The sequence below is a fragment of the Microcoleus sp. bin48.metabat.b7b8b9.023 genome (assembly GCF_013299185.1).
In the GTDB taxonomy this organism is placed as follows: Bacteria; Cyanobacteriota; Cyanobacteriia; order Cyanobacteriales; family Microcoleaceae; genus Microcoleus.
Map to the genome: position 1 here is coordinate 273,704 of NZ_JAAFKG010000001.1, position 22,414 is coordinate 296,117.

Genomic DNA, 22,414 nt, shown 5'->3' on the forward strand with positions numbered 1-22,414 from the left:
GTCAAAATAGACATCATCACTTACACCTTGGAGAACCGCAGTCAATGGGACTACCCTGGTATCGCGTACACACAGTCGTCTTAAATGACCCAGGTCGATTGATTTCTGTACACTTAATGCACACTGCCCTCGTGGCAGGCTGGGCCGGCTCGATGGCCCTTTACGAACTAGCAGTCTTCGATCCCACAGATCCAGTTCTGAACCCGATGTGGCGTCAAGGGATGTTCGTGCTACCCTTCATGACTCGCTTAGGAGTCACCGGCTCTTGGGGCGGTTGGAGCATCACCGGCGAAAGTAACGTCGATCCTGGCTTCTGGTCTTTTGAAGGCGTCGCCGTCGCTCACATCATCCTCTCCGGTTTGCTGTTCTTAGCAGCAGTATGGCACTGGGTATTCTGGGATTTGGAACTCTTCAGAGATCCTCGCACCGGCGAACCAGCCCTCGACTTGCCAAAAATGTTTGGCATTCACTTGTTCCTCTCCGGCTTGCTCTGCTTCGGCTTCGGGGCATTTCACCTTTCGGGACTTTTTGGCCCGGGAATGTGGGTTTCCGACCCCTACGGCTTGACAGGTCACGTCCAACCAGTGGCGCCTGCTTGGGGCCCTGAAGGCTTCGATCCGTTCAATCCGGGTGGCATCGTAGCTCACCACATTGCAGCGGGCGTAGTCGGCGTAATTGCCGGTTTGTTCCACTTAACTGTGCGGCCGCCGGAACGTCTTTACAAAGCCCTGCGGATGGGTAACATCGAAACTGTACTTTCTAGCAGCATCGCTGCTGTGTTCTTTGCAGCTTTCGTGGTTGCGGGTACGATGTGGTACGGTTCTGCTGCTACTCCGATCGAGCTTTTCGGCCCGACTCGCTATCAGTGGGACGGCAACTATTTCCAACAAGAGATCGATCGCAGAGCTCAAGCTAGCTTGGCCGTCGGTCAAAGCTTCCAACAAGCTTACGAGCAAATTCCCGAAAAATTGGCTTTCTACGACTACGTAGGCAACTCTCCTGCTAAAGGTGGTTTGTTCCGTGCTGGCGCGATGGTCAACGGCGACGGTATTGCTAAAACTTGGTTGGGCCATGCAGTATTTACTGACAACGAAGGTCGGGTATTGTCGGTACGACGCCTCCCGAACTTCTTTGAAACTTTCCCAGTAATTTTGACGGACAAAGATGGGGTCGTTCGCGCTGACATCCCCTTCCGCCGTGCTGAATCAAAATACAGTTTTGAACAAAGCGGAGTTACTGTCAGCTTCTACGGTGGCGAACTGAACGGTCAAACTTTTAAGAATCCTCTAGATGTTAAGAAGTTTGCTCGCGCCGCCCAACAGGGTGAAGTATTTGAATTCGATCGCGAAACCTTGAATTCTGACGGTGTTTTCCGTACTTCAACTCGCGGTTGGTTTACTTTCGGACACGTTTGCTTTGCTTTGCTGTTCTTCTTCGGCCATATCTGGCACGGTTCTCGGACTATTTTCCGCGACGTGTTTGCTGGAGTTGAGGCTGACCTGGAAGAACAAGTCGAGTGGGGCTTGTTCCAAAAACTGGGCGACAAGAGCACAAGAAGAGAAGAATCTATCTAGTTTTCTGCCGCCGAAGAGTACACCGGGAAACTTCCCGGTGCACAAAAACCCGGTTTCTTCAAGAAACCGGGTTTTTTTAGTTATTGACACTCCCCGACCTTAAGGTACGGGGATTCTTAAGACATTTCTGTCAAAATATCCCGCGCAAGCGTGGGTTCCCAGGCTGATTACATTTGCAGCCTAGCTGCGCAGTCATATCTCCTCAAAAATGTTTTGGGCGTAGACTTTCCCTCAGTCCGGCGGTAGGTTTTTACATCTTGTGCGATCAAGTTATCCTACCATATTCATTTGTGAAGATGGATTTGTTATTTTACTTAACAATGTAAAAAAGTCGTGCGATCGGGACGGAGTTTTAAACCCAATTTTCTGATAAAATAATACGGCAAGGGAAGATAGGGAAAATTTAACATGGAAAGCGTTGCTTACATTTTGATTCTGGCTTTAGCCTTAGGTGTACTATTTTTTGCGATCGCCTTTCGGGAACCACCCCGGATTGGCAAATAATTAGCTTACGCTGGCAGCCAAGGGGTGTCAACAATGGCCTCAAAACCTTTGTATCTCTTGTTTATAGCAGAGTCTAGATCCCCCTAAATCCCCCTTAAGAAGGGGGACTTTGATAAGACTCCTGTCCCCTCCCTGATAGTTGGGGGACTTTGAGAGAGTTTCCGGTTCCCCCCGACCTAAGGGGGGCTAGGGGGGATCGGGTCTAGTCATCAAACAGCAGTCTAGAACTAGGTTTTAGCTCAAGTTGAGACACATCCTCAGCACTGTATCCTCAGTAATTTTTCTAGTCCAGCTATTCATCAGACCCCCGGGCGGTTAGATGAATGGCAATTTGCTGGCAACACCTGTTAAAATCAGCAATCATGCGCTGTTCCTCCTGCCAACACACAAATAGCCGCGTTCTCGAATCGCGTTCAGCCGAATCTGGTCAAAGCATCCGTCGGCGGCGCGAATGTTTGAGCTGTCAGCACCGCTTCACAACTTACGAACGCATAGAATTTGTGCCGATTACGGTGATTAAGCGGGACGGGAAGCGCGAATCTTTCGATCGGTCAAAATTAGTCAGGGGACTGGTTCGGGCCTGCGAAAAAACAGGTTTGTCTTCGGGACAACTCGAAACCCTGGCAGAAGAAATCGAAGCTCAACTCCAAGGTCGATCGCTCCGCGAAGTCACCAGTTCTGACATTGGAGAATTAGTATTGTTACATCTGCGGCCGCTCAGCGAAGTCGCTTACGTCCGTTTTGCCTCGGTATATCGGCAATTTCGAGGCATCCGAGATTTTGTAGATACCCTAAATCACCTTCAGAATCCCCTCAGCGAAACTCAAGAACCAGGAACTAACCCAGATTTTGACGGTGGTGTGCCGGATTCGGATGCGTGCGATCGAGAAAGCCCCGCATCCTATGCTACTCCCAGCTAAGCTCGCTTAAATTAATTTATAGAAATATTCTGGGAGATTGAAAACCGTGTCGCGAGGAAGGCCGGGAGGAATAGCGACTCAAGAGACTCTCATTCGAGCGAGTGTTCTTTTTTCTCAGTAAGAGTGCTGGGTGTGATATGATCGTCATCGGTCTAAAATAGAGTATAACTAGACAACGTAAAAACTTAACTGGATTAGTTGAGTGCGTAGTCACACCTAACGGTGTTGCAGTTTAGGAAAGCTCGCATTTGAACAAAACCTAACTAAAGATCGGTGACCAACTTAAATACGGTAGGGCATACCGAAATTTACGCTTCTGGAGAAACCGACCTCTACTTAGACTGGAGTAATCCTGTCGCCAGCAAGTCGGCTCGTTGAATGAAGAATCTCAGTTTATTTATACCTGAGAGTGTCAAAATAGTCCACTGGACTCTGAATGTTAAAAATCAAACGCTTTAACACAGAGTTGGAATTAAGAGCAATGGCAAGCGCCGGTGTACGGTTGCACCGGGCAAAAGTTGGCAAAAACTGACTTTCGTAAAAGATTTTGCAAGAAGTTAACCACTTTTTTAGCAAAATCTCTAGTATCTGCCTGCAAACGAAAAACATGAAGGAGAGAAATCCTAGGAAACTATTCGCATGGTCAATACCAAAACCACAGTCAAAGACATCGGCTTTACTCACGAAGATTTTGCGGCCTTACTTGATAAATATGACTATCACTTTAGCCCCGGCGATGTAGTAGCGGGTACAGTTTTTAGTATAGAACCGAGGGGCGCTCTGATTGATATCGGTGCTAAAACAGCAGCGTACATTCCCATTCAGGAAATGTCCATCAATCGAGTGGAAAGCCCTGAAGAAGTATTGCAATCAAACGAAACCAGAGAATTTTTCATCCTCACCGATGAAAATGAAGACGGACAATTAACCCTGTCCATTCGACGCATTGAGTATATGCGCGCCTGGGAAAGAGTGCGACAACTGCAAGCAGAAGACGCTACAGTTCGATCGCAAGTATTTGCCACCAACCGAGGCGGCGCACTCGTAAGAATTGAAGGATTGCGAGGCTTTATTCCCGGTTCTCACATCAGCACCCGCAAACCGAAGGAAGAATTAGTCGCCGAAGAATTGCCATTAAAATTCTTAGAGGTAGACGAAGACCGCAACCGCCTAGTGTTGAGCCACCGTCGCGCCTTAGTCGAGCGCAAGATGAACCGCCTCGAAGTCGGGGAAGTGGTCATCGGTACAGTGCGCGGCATCAAGCCCTACGGTGCTTTTATCGACATCGGCGGCGTCAGCGGCTTGCTGCACATCTCGGAAATTTCGCACGATCACATCGATACGCCTCATAGCGTCTTCAATGTCAACGACGAAGTGAAAGTGATGATCATTGACTTGGATGCTGAGAGAGGCCGGATTTCTCTCTCCACCAAGCAGTTGGAACCGGAGCCTGGCGCGATGGTTAAAAATCGCGAATTGGTGTACGAGAAAGCTGAGGAAATGGCTGCTAAGTTCCGCGAAAAAATGCTCGCTCAAAAGCAAGCTAAAGCTGGGATTGAAGTTCCTGTAGATGCAACTGATTCTGACGAACTCTCCGATGAAATACTCGAAGATGTACCGTCAGCAATGGAAGAAGATTTGCCGGAAGAAACAACCGAACCAGTTACGGAAGCTACACCCGAACCAGTTACGGAAGCGGAAGCTACACCCGAACCAGTTACGGAAGCTACACCCGAACCTGTCGCGGAAGCTATACCCGAACCTGTCACGGAAGCTACATCAGAGGTATCTGAAGAAATACCTCCGGTGACAGTCGAATAATATCGAAATTAGTGTTATTGGTTAAAGAGGGATTACCCTCTTTTTTTAAGCTTATTTTTTATTATCAATATAATATTTATGAGTCGATCTTCTGTCATTCTCAGCTACGCTGAGAATGAACAGAAAATCGGTTGAGATCCTTTCCGTTAACAAATACGGGGTTTTCGCGGAGATTTCGATGAACAACTCTGAAGCAAATATACCGGAATCGATCGCACCATCCTCGCTCGATCCCGAAGAGCAAAACACAGTAGATGCCCCCTTTCCCATCGTTGGGATTGCCGCCTCTGCCGGAGGGCTAGAAGCATTCACGGAGTTACTTAGCCACTTACCCACCGATACGGGCATGGCATTTGTGCTGATTCAGCACTTAGACCCCAATCACAAAAGTCTGTTGAGCGAAATTCTCACCAGAACCACGCAAATGCCTGTCAGTCAGGTGCAAGACGGGACGACTGTAGAGCCGAATCAGGTATATATAATTCCGCCCAACACCAAGATGACACTCGCCTCCGGGGTGCTGAAACTCACACCCCGCGAGAAAATTTATGGAAAATATATGCCGGGAGATGCGTTTTTCGTGTCCTTGGCAGCCGATCGCGGACACAAGGCGATCGCCGTAGTATTATCGGGGGGAGACGGAGACGGTTCCCTGGGGCTCAAAGCAATCAAAGCAGCCGGAGGAGTGACCTTTGCTCAATGTGAAGCCTCGGCAAAATTCGATAGTATGCCGAATACCGCAGTTGCCACAGGTGATGTAGACTTCGTTCTGCCCCCTCAACAAATTGCTGAGGAATTGGCAAATCTCAGTGACAATCCCTTGCTTTCTTGCCCGATATCGACCATCCCGGTTGAAGAATTACCCCCAGAGAGGGATGTGCGGGCAACTATTTTGGGAATGCTACGATCGACTACAGGCGTTGATTTCACCCACTACAAAGTCGCCACAATCGATCGACGCATTCAGCGACGGATGCTGTTATATAAGCTGGATAGATTGGCAGATTACGCTCAATACCTGCGAGACAATCCGGCTGAAGTCCAAGCCCTGTATCAAGAAATCCTGATCCACGTCACCAGTTTTTTCCGAGATCCAGAAGCCTTTCAACAGTTAAAAGAGCTAGTTTTTCCGACAATTACCGAACATAAATCGGCCAAAATTCCGATCCGGATTTGGGTGGCGGGATGTTCCACAGGAGAAGAAGTTTACTCGATCGCCATTTGTTTGTTAGAGTTTTTGGGCGATCGAGTTTCTCTCCCAGCGATCCAGATTTTTGCCACAGATATTAGCGAAGCAGCGATCGGCAAAGCGAGGTCTGGCTTCTACTTGGAAAACCAGATGATCGACGTTTCACCAGAGCGCCGGGCTCGCTTCTTCACGCTCGAAGGAGGAGGCTATAAAATCAACAAAATAGTCCGCGAACTGTGTATATTTGCCAGACAAAACTTAGGGAGCGACCCGCCTTTTTCCAATCTAGATCTAATTAGCTGTCGAAATGTGCTGATTTACTTGGCAGAGCCGTTGCAAAAACGACTAATTCCCATTTTTCATTACAGTCTTAACCCGACTGGCTTTCTGCTGTTAGGCAATTCTGAGAGTATCGGAAAATTCTCATCCTTGTTTGATTCAGTACACGCAAAGTGCAAAATTTATGCTAAAAGATTGACTGAAAATAGTCCAATATTTTCGTTTTCGACGAGTTCTTACCCCGTCGCTAAAGTAGATGAATCTGAGCAAATGAATGAAAACGCTTCAGATTCCTTTGACTTACAGCGATACACAGACCAACTGATTTTGAATCGCTATGCCCCAGCAGGTGTGGTCGTCAACGAGCAGATGAACATTCTGCAAGTGCGGGGAGACACTAATCTTTACTTGAGACTGACACCAGGGATTCCCACCTTAAATTTGCTGACAATGGCAAGGGAAGGCTTGATAATCGAGCTACGCACGGCAATTTATCAGGCACAAATGCAGAATGTAATTGTGAGAAAAGAAGGGGTAATACTGGTCGCGGGCGAGCGATCGAGTCTAGTCAATCTTGAGGTGATTCCCTTCCAGCCTGCGACTGTAGAATCACGCTACTTTTTGATTCTATTTGAAGAAGCTTTACCCACTGCGATCGATCTCAGTACCGTCAATGCTGAGACCTTGGATCCTGGTGATTTAGAGCGTGAGATTGTGCGGTTGAGACAGGCACTTGCCACCGCTAATGAAGAAAAAAATTCGGCTCAAGCGCATCTCCAAGCGGTAATTCATGAACAGGAAAGTCTCAACCAAGATATCAAAGTTGCCAACGAAGAAATCCTATCAAGCAACGAGGAGTTGCAAAGCACCAACGAGGAATTAGAAACTGCCAAAGAAGAGATTCAAGCTACCAACGAGGAACTGATTACCACTAATGAGGAACTTCGCAGTCGAAATATTGAACAACACCAAATAAATAACGACTTAATAAATTTACTGGCTAGTATCAATATCCCGATTTTGATGCTGGCAAACGATTTAAAGATTAGACGCTTTACGCCAATGGCAAAGCAACTTTTTAATCTGATTCCTACAGATATTGGACGACCTTTTAGCGATATTCGCTCCACTCTTGATGTTCCAGATTTAGAAACGATGATTTTGGAGGTGATTGATACTCTCCAGACGAAAGAACAAGAAATCAAAACTCTAGCGGGATATTGGTACAACCTCCGCATTCGTCCTTATCGCACGACGGAAAACGTGATTGACGGTGTGGTAATGGTTTGGATCGATATTGATGCTATGAAACGCACTGCCAAAACCTTAGAGTTAGCCCGAAATTATGCTGAAACGATCGTCGAAACTGTGCAAACACCTTTAGTCGTGCTGGATGCCGATCTACAAGTGAACACAGCCAATCGATCGTTCTATGAAACATTTCAGGTTTCAGCCCCAGAAACAGCGCAATTTTCGCTGTTTGAATTAGGAAATGGGCAATGGAATATCCCGAAACTGCGATCGATATTGGAAGATATTCTGGTGAGTGATGTTCAGCTTCTAAACTTTGAGTTAAATCACGTATTTGAGCAGATTGGGCAGAAAACTATGCTGCTGAATGCTTGTAAACTGCAACGAGAAGACCAAGCTTTAATGATTTTGTTGTCGATCGAGGATATCACAAATCGCAAGCAGTTTGAGACAGAGCGATCGCAGTTATTGATGCAGGAGAAGTCAGCCCGTCAAGACGCAGAAATCAGCAACCGTGCCAAAGATGAATTTCTGGCGAATCTCTCCCACGAGCTCCGCAACCCCCTGACTCCGATCCTGGGATGGGCAAAATTGCTGCGCTCTGGCAAGCTGAAGGAACCAGCCGTTACTCGGGCCCTAGAGGTAATCGAGCGGTGTGCGATCGCCCAAAATCAGTTAATTGAAGATATTCTGGATATTTCCCGGATTACGAGTGGTAAGATTCATCTCGATATTAGTCCGATCGATCTGGTTGTGGTGGCGCAAAGTGCGATCGACGGGGTGCAATTATCAGCCGATGCCAAAAACATCCAAATGGTTGCACAGTTGACTTCTGCGACGGTTTTAGGCGATGCTGACAGGTTACAACAAGTATTGTGGAATATTCTATCTAACGCCATTAAGTTTACTCCATCGGGCGGACGAGTGGAAATTGCCCTAGAGTCGATCGACTGTCACGCTCAAATTCGAGTCACCGACACTGGAAAAGGGATTCGGGCAGACTTTTTGCCCTATATTTTCGATCGTTTCCATCAAGGTGATTCCAGCACCACCAAGGCTAATCAAGGGCTAGGATTAGGTTTGTCGATCGTCCGTCAATTAGTCGAACTTCACGACGGTACGGTGCTTGCTGAAAGTCCGGGTGAGGGACAAGGAACTACAATAACTGTGAAGTTGCCGCTAGTGGCAATTGCCCAACAATTAACACCGCCCAGTCATGTAGAGCCGACTGTATTAAGCATACCTCCAAACAGATCAAAAGAGGCCGTACCAAACCTTGAGGGCTTGCAAATATTAAGCGTAGATGATGATGTCGATACCCGTGAGTTATTGCAATTTGTGCTGGAAGACTGCGGTGCCCAGGTGCTAACGGTGGGATCTGTAAAAGAGGCGATCGCGGCTTTGACGAAAAACCTTTATGACGTGCTAATTTCCGATATTGGAATGCCAGAGGAAGATGGGTATTCCTTGATGCAACAAGTGCGATCTCTTGATGCCGAAGCTGGTGGAAATATTCCAGCCATTGCGCTTACTGCTTATGCTAGCGATGGAGAACGGCAAAAGGCGATCGATGCAGGTTTCAACAAGCATATTGCTAAGCCTGTGAAGCCTGTTCAACTCGCATTAATCATTGCGGATTTAGTTATCAAGAATAATGTTTGATTTTTAATTGTCATTGTTGGCGATTGTTTCGGAATGATTTAACCACAGAGAGCGCAGAGAGCGCAGAGGAAGAGAAAAGAGAGATAAATAATTCTGATACCAATTGCCAAAAACATGAAAAGATGAGAAGATAGAAGGCAATATAAAAATTAAGGAGTTTTGATTCTTGGTAACTATTAAATGTCGGGGCATTAGCTTCTCTAATATTCAAGCCGTAATCTTTGACAAAGACGGCACTCTAGAGGATTCTCAAGAATTTTTGAGACATTTAGGGATGAAGCGATCGCGCCTCGTAGATGCTCAAATCCCAGGCGTTGGAGAGCCATTACAAATGGCTTTCGGCATCGAAGTTGGTAAAATCGACCCCACGGGCTTGCTAGCAGTCGGTAGTCGCCGGGAAAACGAAATTGTGGCGGCAGGATATATCGCGGAAACTGGCAGAGGATGGATAGAATCTTTAACTATTGCTCAACGCGCTTTTGATGAAGCTGACCAAATGTTAAAAAGTAGTCCACCTTCTCCTTTGTTTGTTGGCAGTTTGGAAGTATTAAAATCTCTGTCTGAAGCTGGTTTGAAACTAGGAATTCTTTCGGCTGCGACAACAAAAGCGGTAGAAAAACTTGTGAAAGCTCACCAATTAAGCGAATATATTCAGTTAGAAATGGGTGTAGATTCTGTACATCTGAATAAACCCGATCCGAAACTATTTTTGTTAGCTTGTGAGAGACTGGGAGTAGATCCCGCAGCAACTTTAATGGTGGGAGATTCGGCGGGCGATATTCAGATGGGGAAAGATGCTGGTGCGGCGGGCTGCATCGGGATTTGTTGGGGGAATGCCCAGGTTAGTCATTTGGAAAAGGCTGATGTGGCGATCGCATCTTTGGATGAAATTACAATTTTAGCAGATTGAGCAAACATCACATCGCTAGGGCAGGTTTTGCTTTGGAAAATCTCGCTTCTAGCCGAGTCCAGATCCCCCCTAACCCCCCTTCAAAAGGGGGGGACAAGAGTGTTCAAAGTCCACCTTAAAAAAGGGGGACAAGAAAGAGCATTCAAAGTCCCGGGGATAATCGGGGCGAACCCGAAGTGTTTGAAGTCCCCCTGATTGTTGGGAGACTTTGATAAGAATCTTGTCCCCCCCTTTTGAAGGGGGGCTAGGGGGGATCTGGTCTCGGCGGTAAACAGCAGTCTATGATTACGTTTAATCTTAAGTTAACACGATAAAAAGCATTGCGGTGTCCCTACAAACAACGCAAACCCAGAATTATCACATCTCTTTCAACGCCATCAAGTTCGGCGACTTGGGGCATATATCCCCACTGCTGAAACCCAAATTTCTGGAACAACGCTAAACTCGGCTGATTGTGAGCAAAAATTATTGCCATCAGGGTTTTAAGTCTCAATTTAGGACTTTGCGTAATTGCCGATTGCAATAATTTTTGTCCAATTCCGCAGCTTTGGCGATCGGGCGCGACGTAGATGCTAATTTCTGCGGTATGCTGATAGGCGGCGCGTCCGTAGAAAAGCTGAAAACTCAGCCAGCCGACGATTTTTTTTTCTGATTCCATTACCCAAATCGGCAAAGAATAGGGCGAGTGTTCTCTGTACCATGCGAGGCGGCTTTCGACTGAGACTGGTTTTAAATCTGCTGTGGCCATTCTCCCCGGTATTGCTGCATTGTATATTTGGACAATTGCGGATAAATCGCTTTCTACTGCGTCGCGGATTTTCATCGTTTGGTTGACTGTTGACTGTTGACTGTTGACTGTTATACCAATTTTTTACTGTGCTGCATAGCCGTCATAATTCACGCGTCAAACCATTTTTTGTGTCATATATGTAGGGTGAGCAATGTGCACCTTACTGCCATAATTCGCGCGTAAAACAATTTTTTGCATTAATTCTGCAATTATTAACTGTCAACTGTCAACTGTCAACTGTCAACTGCTATACAGTTCCATGATATCCCTAACAGCCATCCGCGAATTGGCTCCCAATGTCAGGGGTGAGGTGTGTCCTCGCTGAAAGTGTTCTGCCGCCGCACAGCCGATCATTGCTGCGTTGTCCGTGCAATATTTTAATGGGGGAAACAATACTCGCAAGTTGTGCTTAACTGCGGCTGCTTGTAAATGTTTTCGGAGTCCGCTGTTGGCTGCGACTCCGCCACCGACTACTATAGTAGTGAGTCCGAAATTTAGCGCACAGTCGATCGCCCTTTTGGTTAAACCCTTCGCTACTGTTTCCTGAAAACTGGCCGCAATATCATTAATTGTAGAGGCAGTCAAGACGCCTTCGCCGCCGGCATTAATATCTAGTTTTTTGAGTTTCTGCACTAATTGCAAAACTGCTGTTTTCAACCCGCTAAAACTGCTGTCGTAGGGATGGTAGCCGCCACCGGGGAGCGAAATTCTGCCTTCTGGGAGGGGGTATGCTTGGGGATTTCCCAGGGCGGCCAATTTGTCCATCAGCGGCCCGCCGGGATATCCTAGCTGCAACAGTCTGGCGACTTTATCAAAAGCTTCACCCGCGGCATCGTCGCGCGTTTGTCCGACTGTTTCGTAAACGCCGCAATCTTTAACATAAATTAAACTGGTGTGTCCGCCCGAAACTAACAAGCACAAAAACGGCGGCTGCAAGTCGGGTTCGATTAGGTAAGAAGCGTAGATATGCCCTTCGAGGTGGTGGACGCCTAAAAAAGGTTTTTGGTGGACTATTGCCAAGCTTTTCGCCGCTGTCAGCCCGACTAACAATGCACCTACTAAACCGGGGGCACAAGTCGCTGCAATGCCGTCAATTTCTGACCAACTCAAGTTGGCTTCACTCAGACACTGGGCAATTACCTGATTTAGCATTTCTAGGTGACTCCGCGAAGCTACTTCCGGGACTACCCCACCGTACTGCTCGTGGATTTTAATTTGTGATGCTACAACATTGCTGCAAACTTGACGATTCTTAACAATTGCTGCTGCTGTTTCGTCACAACTTGTTTCAATTGCGAAAATGGTTGCCATTAACTGGTAATTTTATTTGATAGGTTAGCTATTGCTAGCTTAACGAATTCGGCGCAAGTCCCCCGGCTCGATCTGTTCTCAGGTTATTGCTTGCGGATATTTGCCAGCCGTTGGAGTGGGCCGGAGGCGATCGAACTATAATGCAAGCTGCGGAATATCCTAGCGGTATTGCTAAGCTCTCGCACTGACCTATGAAACCGGAATCCCTGATTCTTTTGGGCTTTGCCGCCTCTATGATGGAGACTTTAGACTGTCAGCAAGTGCGGTAATCTGGATTCGGATCGGCAAGTTGAAATGCTTGTACAAAAACTTATTGTTTTGTAACAAAAGGAAACAATTTCATGCGACGATTGTTTGCTGCAATTTTAGTGGTTAGTCTGTGGATCAGTTTTGTTCCAGTTGCTTCGGCTTACAATTTAGTGCCGTGCAAGGACTCTCCCGAATTCAAGGAACTGGCTAAAAATGCACGTTCTACCAATGGCGACCCGGCATCTGCCAAGGCAAGATTCGAGATGTATTCTCAAGCTATGTGCGGCCCGGAAGGATACCCGCACTTAATCGTAGACGGCAGCTTGGACAAGGCTGGCGACTTTTTGATTCCTAGCGTGCTGTTCTTGTATATTGCTGGTTGGATTGGTTGGGTAGGCCGCGCTTATCTGCAAATTGCCAAAAAATCTGCAACTCCAGAGGAAAAAGAGATTATTATCGACGTTCCTGTGGCAATCTCCTGTATGCTGAGTGGCTTTTTGTGGCCTCTGGCAGCACTCAAAGAAATCACCACTGGTGAAATGTTTGCCAAGGACGACGAAATTACTGTTTCCCCCCGCTAAAATAGGGAAATGGAGCCAAGGCTAATAGCTAACAGTTAATCAATTAACTGCAAGTTAGCAATTAGCTCCTTACCGAGCGATCGGCAATTACCAACTGTCTCGAATTTTCAGGAGCAGAATTCATGCAATATTTTGTCAAGTTTCTTTCGACCGCACCAGTATTGGCAGCGCTTTGGTTCTCTATTCAAGCTGCGGGTTTGATTGAATTTAACCGCTTTTTCCCTGACTTGCTTTTCCATCCGATGCCTTAAGATTTGACCGGAATTAGGTCTCAAAAATTAGGGCAAAAAAGTTGAGAGTTTTGAGTTTTGAGTGATGAGTTAAAGGTTAATTTAAAGCTCAAACATCAGAACTCTCAAACTCTATAGACTTTCTCAGTAACATGAAGTGGGCATGGGGAATAGGGCATGGGGCATGGGGAATAGGGCATGGGGAATAGGGAATAGGGCATGGGGCATGGGGCATGGGGCATAGCTACTAAGAACCAAGAACCAAGAACCAAGAACCAAGAACCAAGAACAACTAACAACTAACAACTGACAACTGACAACTGACTAATGACTAATATTGTGAATCGATGAAGTCTTATCTCGCCGCAGCAATTCAAATGACTAGCTTGCCTGACCTGCAAAAAAATTTGGTGCAGGCAGAGGAATTAATCGACCTGGCAGTGCGTCGGGGTGCGGAGTTAGTTTCCTTACCAGAAAATTTCTCGTTTATGGGAGAAGAGGAGGAGAAGATTGCTCAAGCAGAGGCGATCGGACTCCAAAGCGAAAAATTCCTCAAAACCATGGCCCAGCGGTTCCAGGTGACGATTCTGGGAGGCGGATTTCCCGTGCCGACGGATGGGGGGAAGGTATACAATACTTGCTTGCTAGTAGACCCAAACGGTAGCGAAGTGGCAAGGTACAAAAAAGTACATTTGTTTGATGTGAATGTGCCAGACGGGATTACTTACAGGGAATCAAACACGGTGAAAGCTGGTGAAGATTTGCCGCCGGTTTATGTGTCGCCGGAGTTGGGGACGCTGGGACTTTCGGTGTGCTATGACGTGCGGTTCCCGGAAGTGTACAGGCATTTGTCGCAGAAGGGTGCTGATGTTTTGTTCGTGCCGGCGGCGTTTACTGCTTACACTGGCAAGGATCATTGGAAGGTTTTGTTGCAAGCTAGGGCGATCGAGAATACTTGTTATGCGATCGCCCCGGCACAGACTGGACACCACTACGGTCGCCGTCAAACACACGGTCACGCCATGATTGTAGACCCTTGGGGTGCGGTTTTGGCGGATGCCGGAGAGGAACCGGGTGTGGCGGTGGCAGAGATTAATCCCGATCGGCTAGAACAAGTCCGCCGCCAGATGCCATCGCTGCAACACCGGGTTTTTATGTAAGTTATGGTGGCTTGGTACTTCGCAGTTTTGTCACCAATTGGTGTCAAAATTGCAGTTTTCGCCAGCCACCAGACCTGAATAGTTTTTATTCTAGGAATGAATTGTGTACGTTCGTACACAAAAAACTTGGATCGGGTGCCGTCAGCACCGGGTTGGGGCGGGTTTAGGGTTGAGATCGAGCCGATCCCCCCTAACCCCCCTTAGGTCGGGGGGGACAGGAGTGCTATCAAAGTCCCCCTTCTTAAGGGGGATTTAGGGGGATCGAGACTGCGGTAAAAGCGAAATTTATCAAGGTTTTTTCCCGAAGATGAACGGCCAATAACTCGGGATAAAATGTCTAATGCAGGTTCAATGGGCGTGCACTTCTGCTTAAAAGGCGAATGGGCGACAGTAGAATTGCACGAAATGCGTCTTTTTTGGATAAATGAAACACACTCTTTCGGTTTTAGTTGAAGATGAAGCGGGTGTCCTCACTCGAATTGCTGGTTTATTTGCCCGTCGGGGTTTTAATATTGAAAGTCTGGCCGTTGGCCCAGCAGAGCAAGTGGGAGTGTCTCGGATTACGATGGTTGTACCGGGAGATGACCAGATTATCGAGCAGTTGACTAAGCAACTGTACAAGTTGATTAATGTGCTTAAAGTTCAGGATATAACGGAAATTCCCTGTGTGGAACGGGAGTTGATGTTGCTGAAAGTTAATGCTGCTAGCGGAACGCGATCGGAGATCATTGAGTTGGCTCAGATTTTTAGAGCGCGAGTGGTAGATATTGGTGATGATACGCTGACTTTGGAAGTTGTCGGAGATCCGGGTAAGATGGTGGCGATCGTCCAGGTTCTAAATAGATTTGGGATTAAGGAAATTGCTCGTACTGGGAAAATTGCCCTGACGCGGGAGTCGGGGGTAAATACGGAGTTTCTCAAGTCTTTGGAAGCGAAAGTTTAAGTCAGTTGTCAGTGGTATAGCGGTTCTCAAAAAAGTGAGGTATGCCCATAGCCCACGGAGGCCATAGCCCATAGCCCATAGCCCACGGAGGCCAGTCGTCCGCGAATATGAGAGCTCGAAAGGCTATAAGTTGTCAGTGGTAAGTTGTCAGTTGTCAGTTGTCAGTTGTCAGTTGTCAGAAAGAATGTTTTAACGGGAGCATCTCAGTTTTGCATTTAATAGTGCGAGCTTAAGAGCTCGCGAGCGGTGAAAGACTCGCGAGCTCTTAAGCTCGCACTATAGAACCCATTTGAGATCTAGCTATGGGCTAAACGCTTGAGCATTAACCCGATCAAACACAGGTTGAGTTTCGCCGTGGCATGGCTCAACGTCCACTCAAAGTTCTTGACTAAACTCTTGCAGCGTTCCATCCATGCATTCGACCGCTCAATTACCCATCGCGTTGCCACCACGACAAATCCCGTCTTCCCCAGTGCCACTTTTGTGGTATGATGGATAAGTCAATAGTTACTGTATTTAAGAAATGAAAAATGTTTATAACAAAATTAAATTACCCGAAGATCAATACATTAGAGTTGGTGTCATCAAAACTCGCTACTGGAGCGCAGGAACTAAGGGAAGCCCTTTGATTTTGCTTCACGGTGGTGGTAGTTCTATAGAAGTTTGGACTTATAATTTTGATGCCTTAGCTCAAAATCATCAAGTTTATGCTTTTGATATGGTAGGTTCTGGTTTATCTGATAAACCAGAACTTCCCTACTCTTTAGATTATCAAGTCCAGTTTTTAACAGACTTTATGAACGCTTTAAATATTGATAAAGCAAATATAATTGCCAATTCAATGGGAGGAGGTATTATACTAAAATTTGCTCTAAAATATCCAGAACGGATAGGAAAAATAGTATTGATTTCCAGTTTGGGACTAGGAAAAGAAATTTCAATCTATCATCGTTTTTTAGCAGCAGTTCCAGTAATAGCTAAATTTGCTCAACCTAGTCGGTTTGGGGCAAAATTGATGTTAAAAAAAAATGTTTACAATCCCAAAGCAATTCCTAGTGAATGGGTAGAAAACAGTTTTCAAAGATTCAAAATGCCAGGTAGAAAACAGGCATTAATTTCAATTCTCAAAACCAACTTAAATTTGGGGGGAGTAAGGGAAGAAGTCTTCATGCCAATTGTTCAACAACTCGCGCATATTCGAGCACCCACTTTGATTATTTGGGGAAATCAGGATGCGGTTTTACCTGTTACCCATGCTCATATAGCTAATAAATACATCCCTAATACCAGTTTACATATTTTTGATAAATGTGGTCATTGGCCGCATGTAGAATATCCCCAAAAATTCAACCAGCTAGTGTTAAAATTTCTTCATTAATTAAATGATAATCATTCAGCTAATGCCCTAAAAAGGTCATAAAATAGCTATTGTTAAATAGATAGGTTTACATGAAGTTTTCCACCAAAGCTGATAGCTGACGGCTGAATACTTACATTAAATCAAATACAACCAAATACAACAAAAAGGATTAATTAATGTTAAAAATTTTGATGGTCACTTATTTATTGCTATTCCTAGGAGACTTGCTGTCCACATTTTTTTACCATATTCCTGAGCACGTTTTTGGTAGTCTCCATCTAAAAACGCACCATTCCTCACAGAAAACCTTTTTTCATTATGCTGTTCTCAGCACCAATGTTCTCGTTATGCTGGATGGAATTCTTGGTGCTTTACCCTATCTGCCAGTAGCTGTAATATTGTGGAAAGTTTCATCTATTGGTGTGATCTGCGGGTTAATTTTAGGTCAATTTCATGTATGGTGGAGACATACAAGTGCTTTAGGCTGGAAAACTCCAAAAGAAATCATTACTTTCTGCGAGATACTAGGCATTACGACTCCTGAAAGACATTGGCTTCATCATCACAAATCTACCCAAGCTTACGGTGATATTTTTACCTTTTTCGACCAGCCTGCTAAAGTTTGGTGGCGATGGTTACGTTTTCTCAAGCTCGGTTTCAAAAAAGCCATGAAAACTAAATTGTAAAGTCCCGCTATCAGATTAAACCTTAAACCAAATCTTTTTCGGCGATTTCTATAAAGGTCAGCTAAAATCTTAAAAATTTTCAGTTTTCGATGAACATGTTCTCCAATTACTCGTTGTCTCGCTATTTTCTATTTTCCGAATCATTCGACAAGCTGTGGACTCTGTTACTCCCCAAGATTGCCCTATAGAACCCATTTGAGATATAGCTATGGGCTAAACGCTTGAGCATTAACCCGATCAAACACAGGTTGAGTTTCGCCGTGGCATGGCTCAACGTCCGCTCAAAGTTCTTGACTAAACTCTTGCAGCGTTCCATCCATCCATGCATTCGACCGCTCAATTACCCATCGCGTTGCCACCACGACAAATCCCGTCTTCCCCAGTGCCGCTTTTTCGGCTTTGGTGGGCTTGGGTGAGAGTTCAAACCGGATCTTGGTCACGATCTGGGGATAGAGTTTTTGCAAGGCGAGACTCAGGGTCTCTGGATGATAGCCATTGTCCAGCAAGATGGTGATTTTAGGAATGTTGACAGGCTTGGCGCGAAAATAATCGAGGTTGTGACTCAACATTTCCAGCAAGCCTTGGTCATCGGAGACATTAGCTTGAGTGCAGTGGGTGAAAAACGGAAACCCCAACGTATCCACTGCCAGATGTCGTTTGATGCCATTAGTGCATTTGTAAAAGCAGAAACATGAAGGACTCGATACTGGCGTTGCAGGTATTCTTCACCGCTTGGGAGTCAATCATCAGCAACGTTGTCCACTGGGCTTTTTTTTGACTTGTTCACGCACTTGTCCATGTAAGAGGCTCATCAGTGCAAGGATTGCTCCTGCCTCCCGCCACTGTTTGTAATGCCAATACACCGTTGAGTAGGGAGGCTGGTCTTTCGGCAAATCTTGCCAATTGCAGCCGTTCTTGAGTTGATAGAAAATACCATCACTCCAGTTCTCGTTTCGTCCAATTACAAGGTCTCGTCTGCTTCTTAACAGGCAACACCTGGGGTAGTAGGGGTTCAAGGATTTCCCATTCTGCGTCTGTGAGGCTGCTGGAATACGGCATGGTGGATTTGGCTTTAGCTTACCTTAATCCAACCTCCTCCAAGATGTCAAATGGGTTATATAATAAAAAATGATTTTTTCAAAAATGAGATGCTCCCTATTTTAATTTTTAACTTTCGACTTCTTATTACTAATGACAACTGTCAACCGTCAACTGACTAATTACCATTGGGGTTGACTTTCGATCAAACCTGTGGCTGTGATGGTGTCTACAGGCTTTGAGAAAAAGTATCCCTGTCCGTATTCGCATTGCAGAGCTCTGAGCAAATTAAGCTGTTCGATGGTTTCTATTCCTTCAGCGATCGCATCCATGCCTAAATGACGGGCTAATATCAAAATAGTCTCTACAATAGCTTCGTTTCCTTCATCTTCAGTCATGCGGCTCACAAAAGCTCGATCGATCTTTAAGGCATCAGTGGGAAAAGTGTGCAGGCGGCTCAAAGAAGAATAGCCTGTGCCAAAATCGTCAATATATAATTCAATTTCTAAATTTTTCAATTGGGAGAGGATAGCGGCGGCTGATTCGGCATTGTCCACGATCACCCCTTCGGTAATTTCTAACTTTAAAGTGCGGGGGTCAAGGTGAGTTTCTTGTAAAATCTCACGAATGCGATCGATTAAATCCGGCTGTTTAAATTGTTCGTTAGAAAGGTTGACGCTAACAGTCAGCGGCGGATTTGCTGGGAATTTTTCGTGCCACTGATGGATCTGACAGCAAGCCGATCGCATCATCCACCAACCAATAGGTACAATCAATTTAGTTTCTTCTGCTACTAAAATAAACTCACCGGGAGCTACTAAACCGCGCTCGGGGTGATACCACCGCAGCAGCGCTTCAAAACCGCTGATTCTACCGCTAGTTAGAGAGACGATGGGCTGGTAGTAAAGCTGAAATTCCTGGGAGTCTAGAGCGCGCCGCAAGTCGTTTTCCAGTTGCAAAAGGGCGACGGCGCGAGTGTGCATACTTAAGTCGAAAACTTCGTGGCGAGCTTTGCCCAATCCCTTGGCGTGATACATGGCAGCATCTGCATCTCGCAGCAGTTCTTCTGGTCGATCGTACAATATTCGGAATGGGGCGGGAACCGTAGAGTCGGGAGATAGGAAACACAAAGCAGTTTCTAGATCGACATTTCCGAGATTTCCTGGACTAGAAAATTCGGAAAAATTGTTGGGATCCTGTGGCAAACCGGAACAAACAATACCAATGCTAGCACTGCTAAAAACTTGATATTCGTTGAGATAAAAAGGCTCTGCCAGTTCCGCTTGCACTCGTTCGGCAATGTGGATCGCATCATCGGTGTTTTTGATATTTTCCAGCAAAATAGCAAATTCGTCGCCGCCGAGACGGGCAACGGTATCTCCAGCCCGCAAACAGATTTCCAGGCGCTGGGCGATCGCGATTAGCAAGCGATCGCCCACTAAATGCCCCAAACTGTCATTAACCACCTTGAAGCGGTCTAGATCGATAAATAGCACCGCAAACAAAACCTCGGGACGGCGTTTTGAAAGCTCGATCGCGTGTCCCAAACGATCCATAAATAAAGCTCGGTTGGGCAAACCCGTCAGGGTATCGTGCAAAGCATCGTGTACTAACTTCTCTTCAGCTATTTTCCGCAGAGTGATATCTTCTACAGTACCTTCGTAGTAAAGCAAATTGCCACCAGCATCGCGAACAGCCCGGCCGTTTTCGGAAACCCAGATAGTAGTTCCGTCAGCGCGGTAAACTTGGGACTCGAACTCAGACACAGAACCGTGTTTTTCGATCGCACCCAAGAACTCGACGCGGCGGTTGGGATCGAGGTAGAGTTGGCGCTCGATATCGTGGATGTTTGCGATCAGTTGGGTAGCAGACTCGTAGCCGTAAATTCTGGCTAAAGCCGGATTGGCACTGAGATAGCGCCCGTCAGGAGTTGTTTGAAAAATTCCCTCGATCGCGTTTTCAAAGATGCTGCGGTATTTTTCTTCGGCTTGTTGCAGCGCGAATTCTGCCTGCTTGCGATTGCTGATATCTGTCAGCGTGCCCAGATAGCCCAGAACTGCTCCATTGTTGCCAATTTCCGGCACTGCTTGCCAAAATACCCAGGTTGTGAGGTCGCCGTTGCAAAAGCGGTATTCTAACTTACAAGGCAATTTATCTGTGACAGCGCGATACCACTGGTTCAAAATGCGATCGCGGTCTTCGGGATGCAAACTTTGCGCCCAACCTTCGCCCAGTGCCTTTGGTGCAGTCAGTCCCGCCATCTCCAAAAATCGCTCGTTGACATACAAACAATATCCCGCAGCGTCGGCGCGGAAAATCCCGACTGGCAGTATTTTAGCTAAAGTGTAATAGCGGTATTCGCTTTCTAGCAGGGCGCTGGCAGCTATTTTAGTCTCTGTGATATCAAACATTGCGCCTTGAAGGATGACGGAGTTGCTGGCTCGATCGCGAACTGCGATCGCTCGATCGCGGAACCAGACAATTCTGCCGTTGCGGGCGATCGCGCGGTATTCTGACACCAGCGGCCCGTCGCTAAAGATATCTTCTCCGTCGGTAAATTTCTGTGTGGCGTTTTCAACTAACACGCGATCGCGGTCTTCTGGGTGAACGAGTTTCAGCCACAGATCTGGGTCTGCCTTCCATTCAGCTACAGAATAACCCAGAAAAGTCTCGATTTGCGGGCTGATGTAAAGTTTGGCAGCGCTGCGGTTGAGGGGAGAAATGTAGGTGACAGCCGGCATTTGTTCCACAAGCGCGCAGTATTTCGCTTCCACGGTGCAGAGTGCTGCTTCTAGGCGTTGCCGCTCTAATTCGGCGGCGGCCCGTCCGGCAAAGATGCTGATAATTAGTTCAAATTTGCCAAGATGTGCTTCTAGTAGGGGGCGATCGTGGAAAATACAAATAATGCCTAAAGGTTCGCCGTAGGAGTTTTTCAGCAAGATTCCTAGGAAGCTGCGCGAACCTGTAACGATCGTTCTGCGGTCTTCAGGAAAGGTTTCCAGGAGGCGGTCTGGACAGGAGTACATTCCCTGCTCAAACACCAGCGCTTCGGGAGTATTGGCGGTGTTGCACTCAAAATTTGGCTGTGGCTGTCCGTCGCTCCAAAAACTGATAACTTGTAATTTATCGGGAGTTAGATCGGCGCGTTCGATCGATTTAATCGATTTGGCAGCGACGGCGCTGCGAACTCCTAGTGCTGAGGCTAGGTGGGGAACTAAGGTATCAAAAAATTGTGTCCCCCCGGGCGAATTAGTACCTGCCAGAATGTCACCTAGCAAGTCTTCCTCTAATTGCGGGGAAGTGCTGGTGTTGGGAGGGTTGTCGTTAGGAGGGCTATCGGCATTTTGGTCGATCGAACCCTGGATGCTCAGACTAACGGTTTTGCTGGTGGAAGGCCCGACAAGAGGAGAAGAATTCACAGTTGGGCGTTGTTGCTGGGCTAAGAATAGATTGCAGCCAATACCTAACAGTTTACCCAAGAAGCTGTCTGCGATCGCCAACAGATTTGAGTGGGGAAAAATCAACAAGTTTTTCCTAATTTTCAATCTCGCAGATAAATCTGGCTGTAATTCTGCCAACTGCGGTTGCTCTTCGGCAGTTGGCAGACTGGGATGCCTTCGGTGCCACTTGAGATAAATCGCGATCGCGAAGACTAGAGTCGCTGATAATCCCAGAAGGTATGCAAGAATCTCAAAGTAAAAAAATAAATCTAGCTCGAACATCGATTAGCACCGCTCGACAATTATAGTAGTTACCAGAAAGAATTGGTTTAAAGCCGGAATCCCGATCGGGAGAAATTAAAATCAGATTATTCATCACTCCAATCCTCGGACTTCGAGATAGAGGTAGCTGTCCCAAGTCAACTGTCAATTGTCAGTTGAATTAAAGCCAGTCTATATTATTAAAAATAACTAAGTATCGTCACGGATGAGTAACGAATACAAGGTAGGATTGGA

The 22,414-nt window shown here is 46.4% G+C and carries 17 protein-coding genes and 1 pseudogene; 12 read left to right on the forward strand and 6 right to left on the reverse strand.

All coding sequences use genetic code 11. The annotated features are described in order from the left end of the window. Nucleotides 1-44: 44 nt before the first annotated feature. From psbB to QZW82_RS01235, 6 genes are all read left to right on the forward strand, one after another. Nucleotides 45-1,574: a photosystem II chlorophyll-binding protein CP47 gene (psbB, locus tag QZW82_RS01210; protein ID WP_293143210.1), complete on the forward strand. Its 1,530-nt coding sequence runs from the start codon at nucleotides 45-47 to the stop codon at nucleotides 1,572-1,574. Between the two features lie 408 nt (nucleotides 1,575-1,982). Further along, nucleotides 1,983-2,078 carry a photosystem II reaction center protein T gene (locus tag QZW82_RS01215; RefSeq protein ID WP_083622085.1) on the forward strand — a complete coding sequence of 32 codons (96 nt, stop codon included), beginning with the start codon at nucleotides 1,983-1,985 and terminating at the stop codon, nucleotides 2,076-2,078. A gap of 362 nt (nucleotides 2,079-2,440) precedes the next feature. Beyond that, a complete protein-coding gene (gene nrdR, locus QZW82_RS01220; RefSeq protein ID WP_293143316.1) occupies nucleotides 2,441-2,998 on the forward strand; it encodes a transcriptional regulator NrdR in 558 nt (185 codons plus the stop codon). A gap of 639 nt (nucleotides 2,999-3,637) precedes the next feature. Next, nucleotides 3,638-4,819 (forward strand): S1 RNA-binding domain-containing protein, encoded by a 1,182-nt coding sequence (locus tag QZW82_RS01225; protein WP_293143226.1) that lies wholly within the window; start codon nucleotides 3,638-3,640, stop codon nucleotides 4,817-4,819. A 178-nt stretch (nucleotides 4,820-4,997) separates the two neighbouring features. Beyond that, on the forward strand, nucleotides 4,998-9,200 hold the full coding sequence (locus tag QZW82_RS01230) for a chemotaxis protein CheB (RefSeq protein WP_293143229.1): 4,203 nt from the start codon (nucleotides 4,998-5,000) through the stop codon (nucleotides 9,198-9,200). A 166-nt stretch (nucleotides 9,201-9,366) separates the two neighbouring features. After that, nucleotides 9,367-10,110 (forward strand): HAD family hydrolase, encoded by a 744-nt coding sequence (locus QZW82_RS01235; protein WP_293143232.1) that lies wholly within the window; start codon nucleotides 9,367-9,369, stop codon nucleotides 10,108-10,110. A 331-nt stretch (nucleotides 10,111-10,441) separates the two neighbouring features. Here the strand turns inward: QZW82_RS01235 and QZW82_RS01240 are convergent, their stop codons facing one another. Then, on the reverse strand, nucleotides 10,442-10,933 hold the full coding sequence (locus QZW82_RS01240) for a GNAT family N-acetyltransferase (protein ID WP_293143235.1): 492 nt from the start codon (nucleotides 10,931-10,933) through the stop codon (nucleotides 10,442-10,444). Between the two features lie 207 nt (nucleotides 10,934-11,140). Beyond that, nucleotides 11,141-12,211, reverse strand: a complete 1,071-nt coding sequence (gene tsaD / locus QZW82_RS01245; protein WP_293143238.1) for a tRNA (adenosine(37)-N6)-threonylcarbamoyltransferase complex transferase subunit TsaD — start codon at nucleotides 12,209-12,211, stop codon at nucleotides 11,141-11,143. A 341-nt stretch (nucleotides 12,212-12,552) separates the two neighbouring features. On the opposite strand from tsaD, the gene QZW82_RS01250 reads away from it, so the two are divergent. From QZW82_RS01250 to QZW82_RS01280, 6 genes are all read left to right on the forward strand, one after another. Next, on the forward strand, nucleotides 12,553-13,041 hold the full coding sequence (locus tag QZW82_RS01250) for a Photosystem I reaction center subunit III (RefSeq protein ID WP_293143241.1): 489 nt from the start codon (nucleotides 12,553-12,555) through the stop codon (nucleotides 13,039-13,041). Between the two features lie 122 nt (nucleotides 13,042-13,163). Continuing rightward, complete coding sequence (psaJ, locus tag QZW82_RS01255) at nucleotides 13,164-13,292, forward strand: photosystem I reaction center subunit IX (protein ID WP_293143244.1); 129 nt, start codon at nucleotides 13,164-13,166, stop codon at nucleotides 13,290-13,292. 326 nt (nucleotides 13,293-13,618) lie between these two features. Beyond that, on the forward strand, nucleotides 13,619-14,431 hold the full coding sequence (locus tag QZW82_RS01260) for a carbon-nitrogen hydrolase family protein (protein ID WP_293143247.1): 813 nt from the start codon (nucleotides 13,619-13,621) through the stop codon (nucleotides 14,429-14,431). A 424-nt stretch (nucleotides 14,432-14,855) separates the two neighbouring features. Beyond that, nucleotides 14,856-15,374 (forward strand): acetolactate synthase small subunit, encoded by a 519-nt coding sequence (gene ilvN / locus QZW82_RS01265; protein ID WP_190739991.1) that lies wholly within the window; start codon nucleotides 14,856-14,858, stop codon nucleotides 15,372-15,374. A 523-nt stretch (nucleotides 15,375-15,897) separates the two neighbouring features. Beyond that, complete coding sequence (locus tag QZW82_RS01275) at nucleotides 15,898-16,752, forward strand: alpha/beta fold hydrolase (RefSeq protein WP_293143258.1); 855 nt, start codon at nucleotides 15,898-15,900, stop codon at nucleotides 16,750-16,752. 158 nt (nucleotides 16,753-16,910) lie between these two features. After that, the gene (locus QZW82_RS01280) at nucleotides 16,911-17,420 is read left to right on the forward strand and encodes a fatty acid hydroxylase (RefSeq protein WP_293143261.1); all 510 of its coding nucleotides are present in this window, start codon (nucleotides 16,911-16,913) and stop codon (nucleotides 17,418-17,420) included. Here QZW82_RS01280 and QZW82_RS01285 read toward each other — a convergent pair. From QZW82_RS01285 to QZW82_RS01295, 4 genes and pseudogenes are all read right to left on the reverse strand, one after another. Continuing rightward, nucleotides 17,414-17,548: pseudogene (locus QZW82_RS01285) on the reverse strand (IS5/IS1182 family transposase); the annotation flags it as partial. The gene QZW82_RS01280 and the pseudogene QZW82_RS01285 sit on opposite strands and share 7 nt — an antisense overlap. Nucleotides 17,549-17,701: 153 nt before the next feature. After that, nucleotides 17,702-18,064 carry a transposase gene (locus QZW82_RS01290; RefSeq protein WP_293143264.1) on the reverse strand — a complete coding sequence of 121 codons (363 nt, stop codon included), beginning with the start codon at nucleotides 18,062-18,064 and terminating at the stop codon, nucleotides 17,702-17,704. Nucleotides 18,065-18,166: 102 nt separating this feature from the next. Next, the gene (locus QZW82_RS32155) at nucleotides 18,167-18,436 is read right to left on the reverse strand and encodes a transposase (RefSeq protein ID WP_363318841.1); all 270 of its coding nucleotides are present in this window, start codon (nucleotides 18,434-18,436) and stop codon (nucleotides 18,167-18,169) included. Nucleotides 18,437-18,640: 204 nt separating this feature from the next. After that, nucleotides 18,641-22,180: a bifunctional diguanylate cyclase/phosphodiesterase gene (locus QZW82_RS01295; RefSeq protein WP_293143267.1), complete on the reverse strand. Its 3,540-nt coding sequence runs from the start codon at nucleotides 22,178-22,180 to the stop codon at nucleotides 18,641-18,643. Nucleotides 22,181-22,414: the final 234 nt, after the last annotated feature.

Bases quoted from the DNA above. Each gene is read 5' to 3' on its own strand.
- QZW82_RS01250 (WP_293143241.1), top strand. From the start codon at position 12,553: ATGCGACGATTGTTTGCTGCAATTTTAGTGGTTAGTCTGTGGATCAGT.
- tsaD (WP_293143238.1), bottom strand. From the start codon at position 12,211: ATGGCAACCATTTTCGCAATTGAAACAAGTTGTGACGAAACAGCAGCA.
- nrdR (WP_293143316.1), top strand. From the start codon at position 2,441: ATGCGCTGTTCCTCCTGCCAACACACAAATAGCCGCGTTCTCGAATCG.
- psbB (WP_293143210.1), top strand. From the start codon at position 45: ATGGGACTACCCTGGTATCGCGTACACACAGTCGTCTTAAATGACCCA.
- QZW82_RS01215 (WP_083622085.1), top strand. From the start codon at position 1,983: ATGGAAAGCGTTGCTTACATTTTGATTCTGGCTTTAGCCTTAGGTGTA.
- psaJ (WP_293143244.1), top strand. From the start codon at position 13,164: ATGCAATATTTTGTCAAGTTTCTTTCGACCGCACCAGTATTGGCAGCG.
- QZW82_RS01230 (WP_293143229.1), top strand. From the start codon at position 4,998: ATGAACAACTCTGAAGCAAATATACCGGAATCGATCGCACCATCCTCG.
- ilvN (WP_190739991.1), top strand. From the start codon at position 14,856: ATGAAACACACTCTTTCGGTTTTAGTTGAAGATGAAGCGGGTGTCCTC.
- QZW82_RS01225 (WP_293143226.1), top strand. From the start codon at position 3,638: ATGGTCAATACCAAAACCACAGTCAAAGACATCGGCTTTACTCACGAA.
- QZW82_RS01260 (WP_293143247.1), top strand. From the start codon at position 13,619: ATGAAGTCTTATCTCGCCGCAGCAATTCAAATGACTAGCTTGCCTGAC.
- QZW82_RS01275 (WP_293143258.1), top strand. From the start codon at position 15,898: ATGAAAAATGTTTATAACAAAATTAAATTACCCGAAGATCAATACATT.
- QZW82_RS01280 (WP_293143261.1), top strand. From the start codon at position 16,911: ATGTTAAAAATTTTGATGGTCACTTATTTATTGCTATTCCTAGGAGAC.
- QZW82_RS01240 (WP_293143235.1), bottom strand. From the start codon at position 10,933: ATGAAAATCCGCGACGCAGTAGAAAGCGATTTATCCGCAATTGTCCAA.
- QZW82_RS01295 (WP_293143267.1), bottom strand. From the start codon at position 22,180: ATGTTCGAGCTAGATTTATTTTTTTACTTTGAGATTCTTGCATACCTT.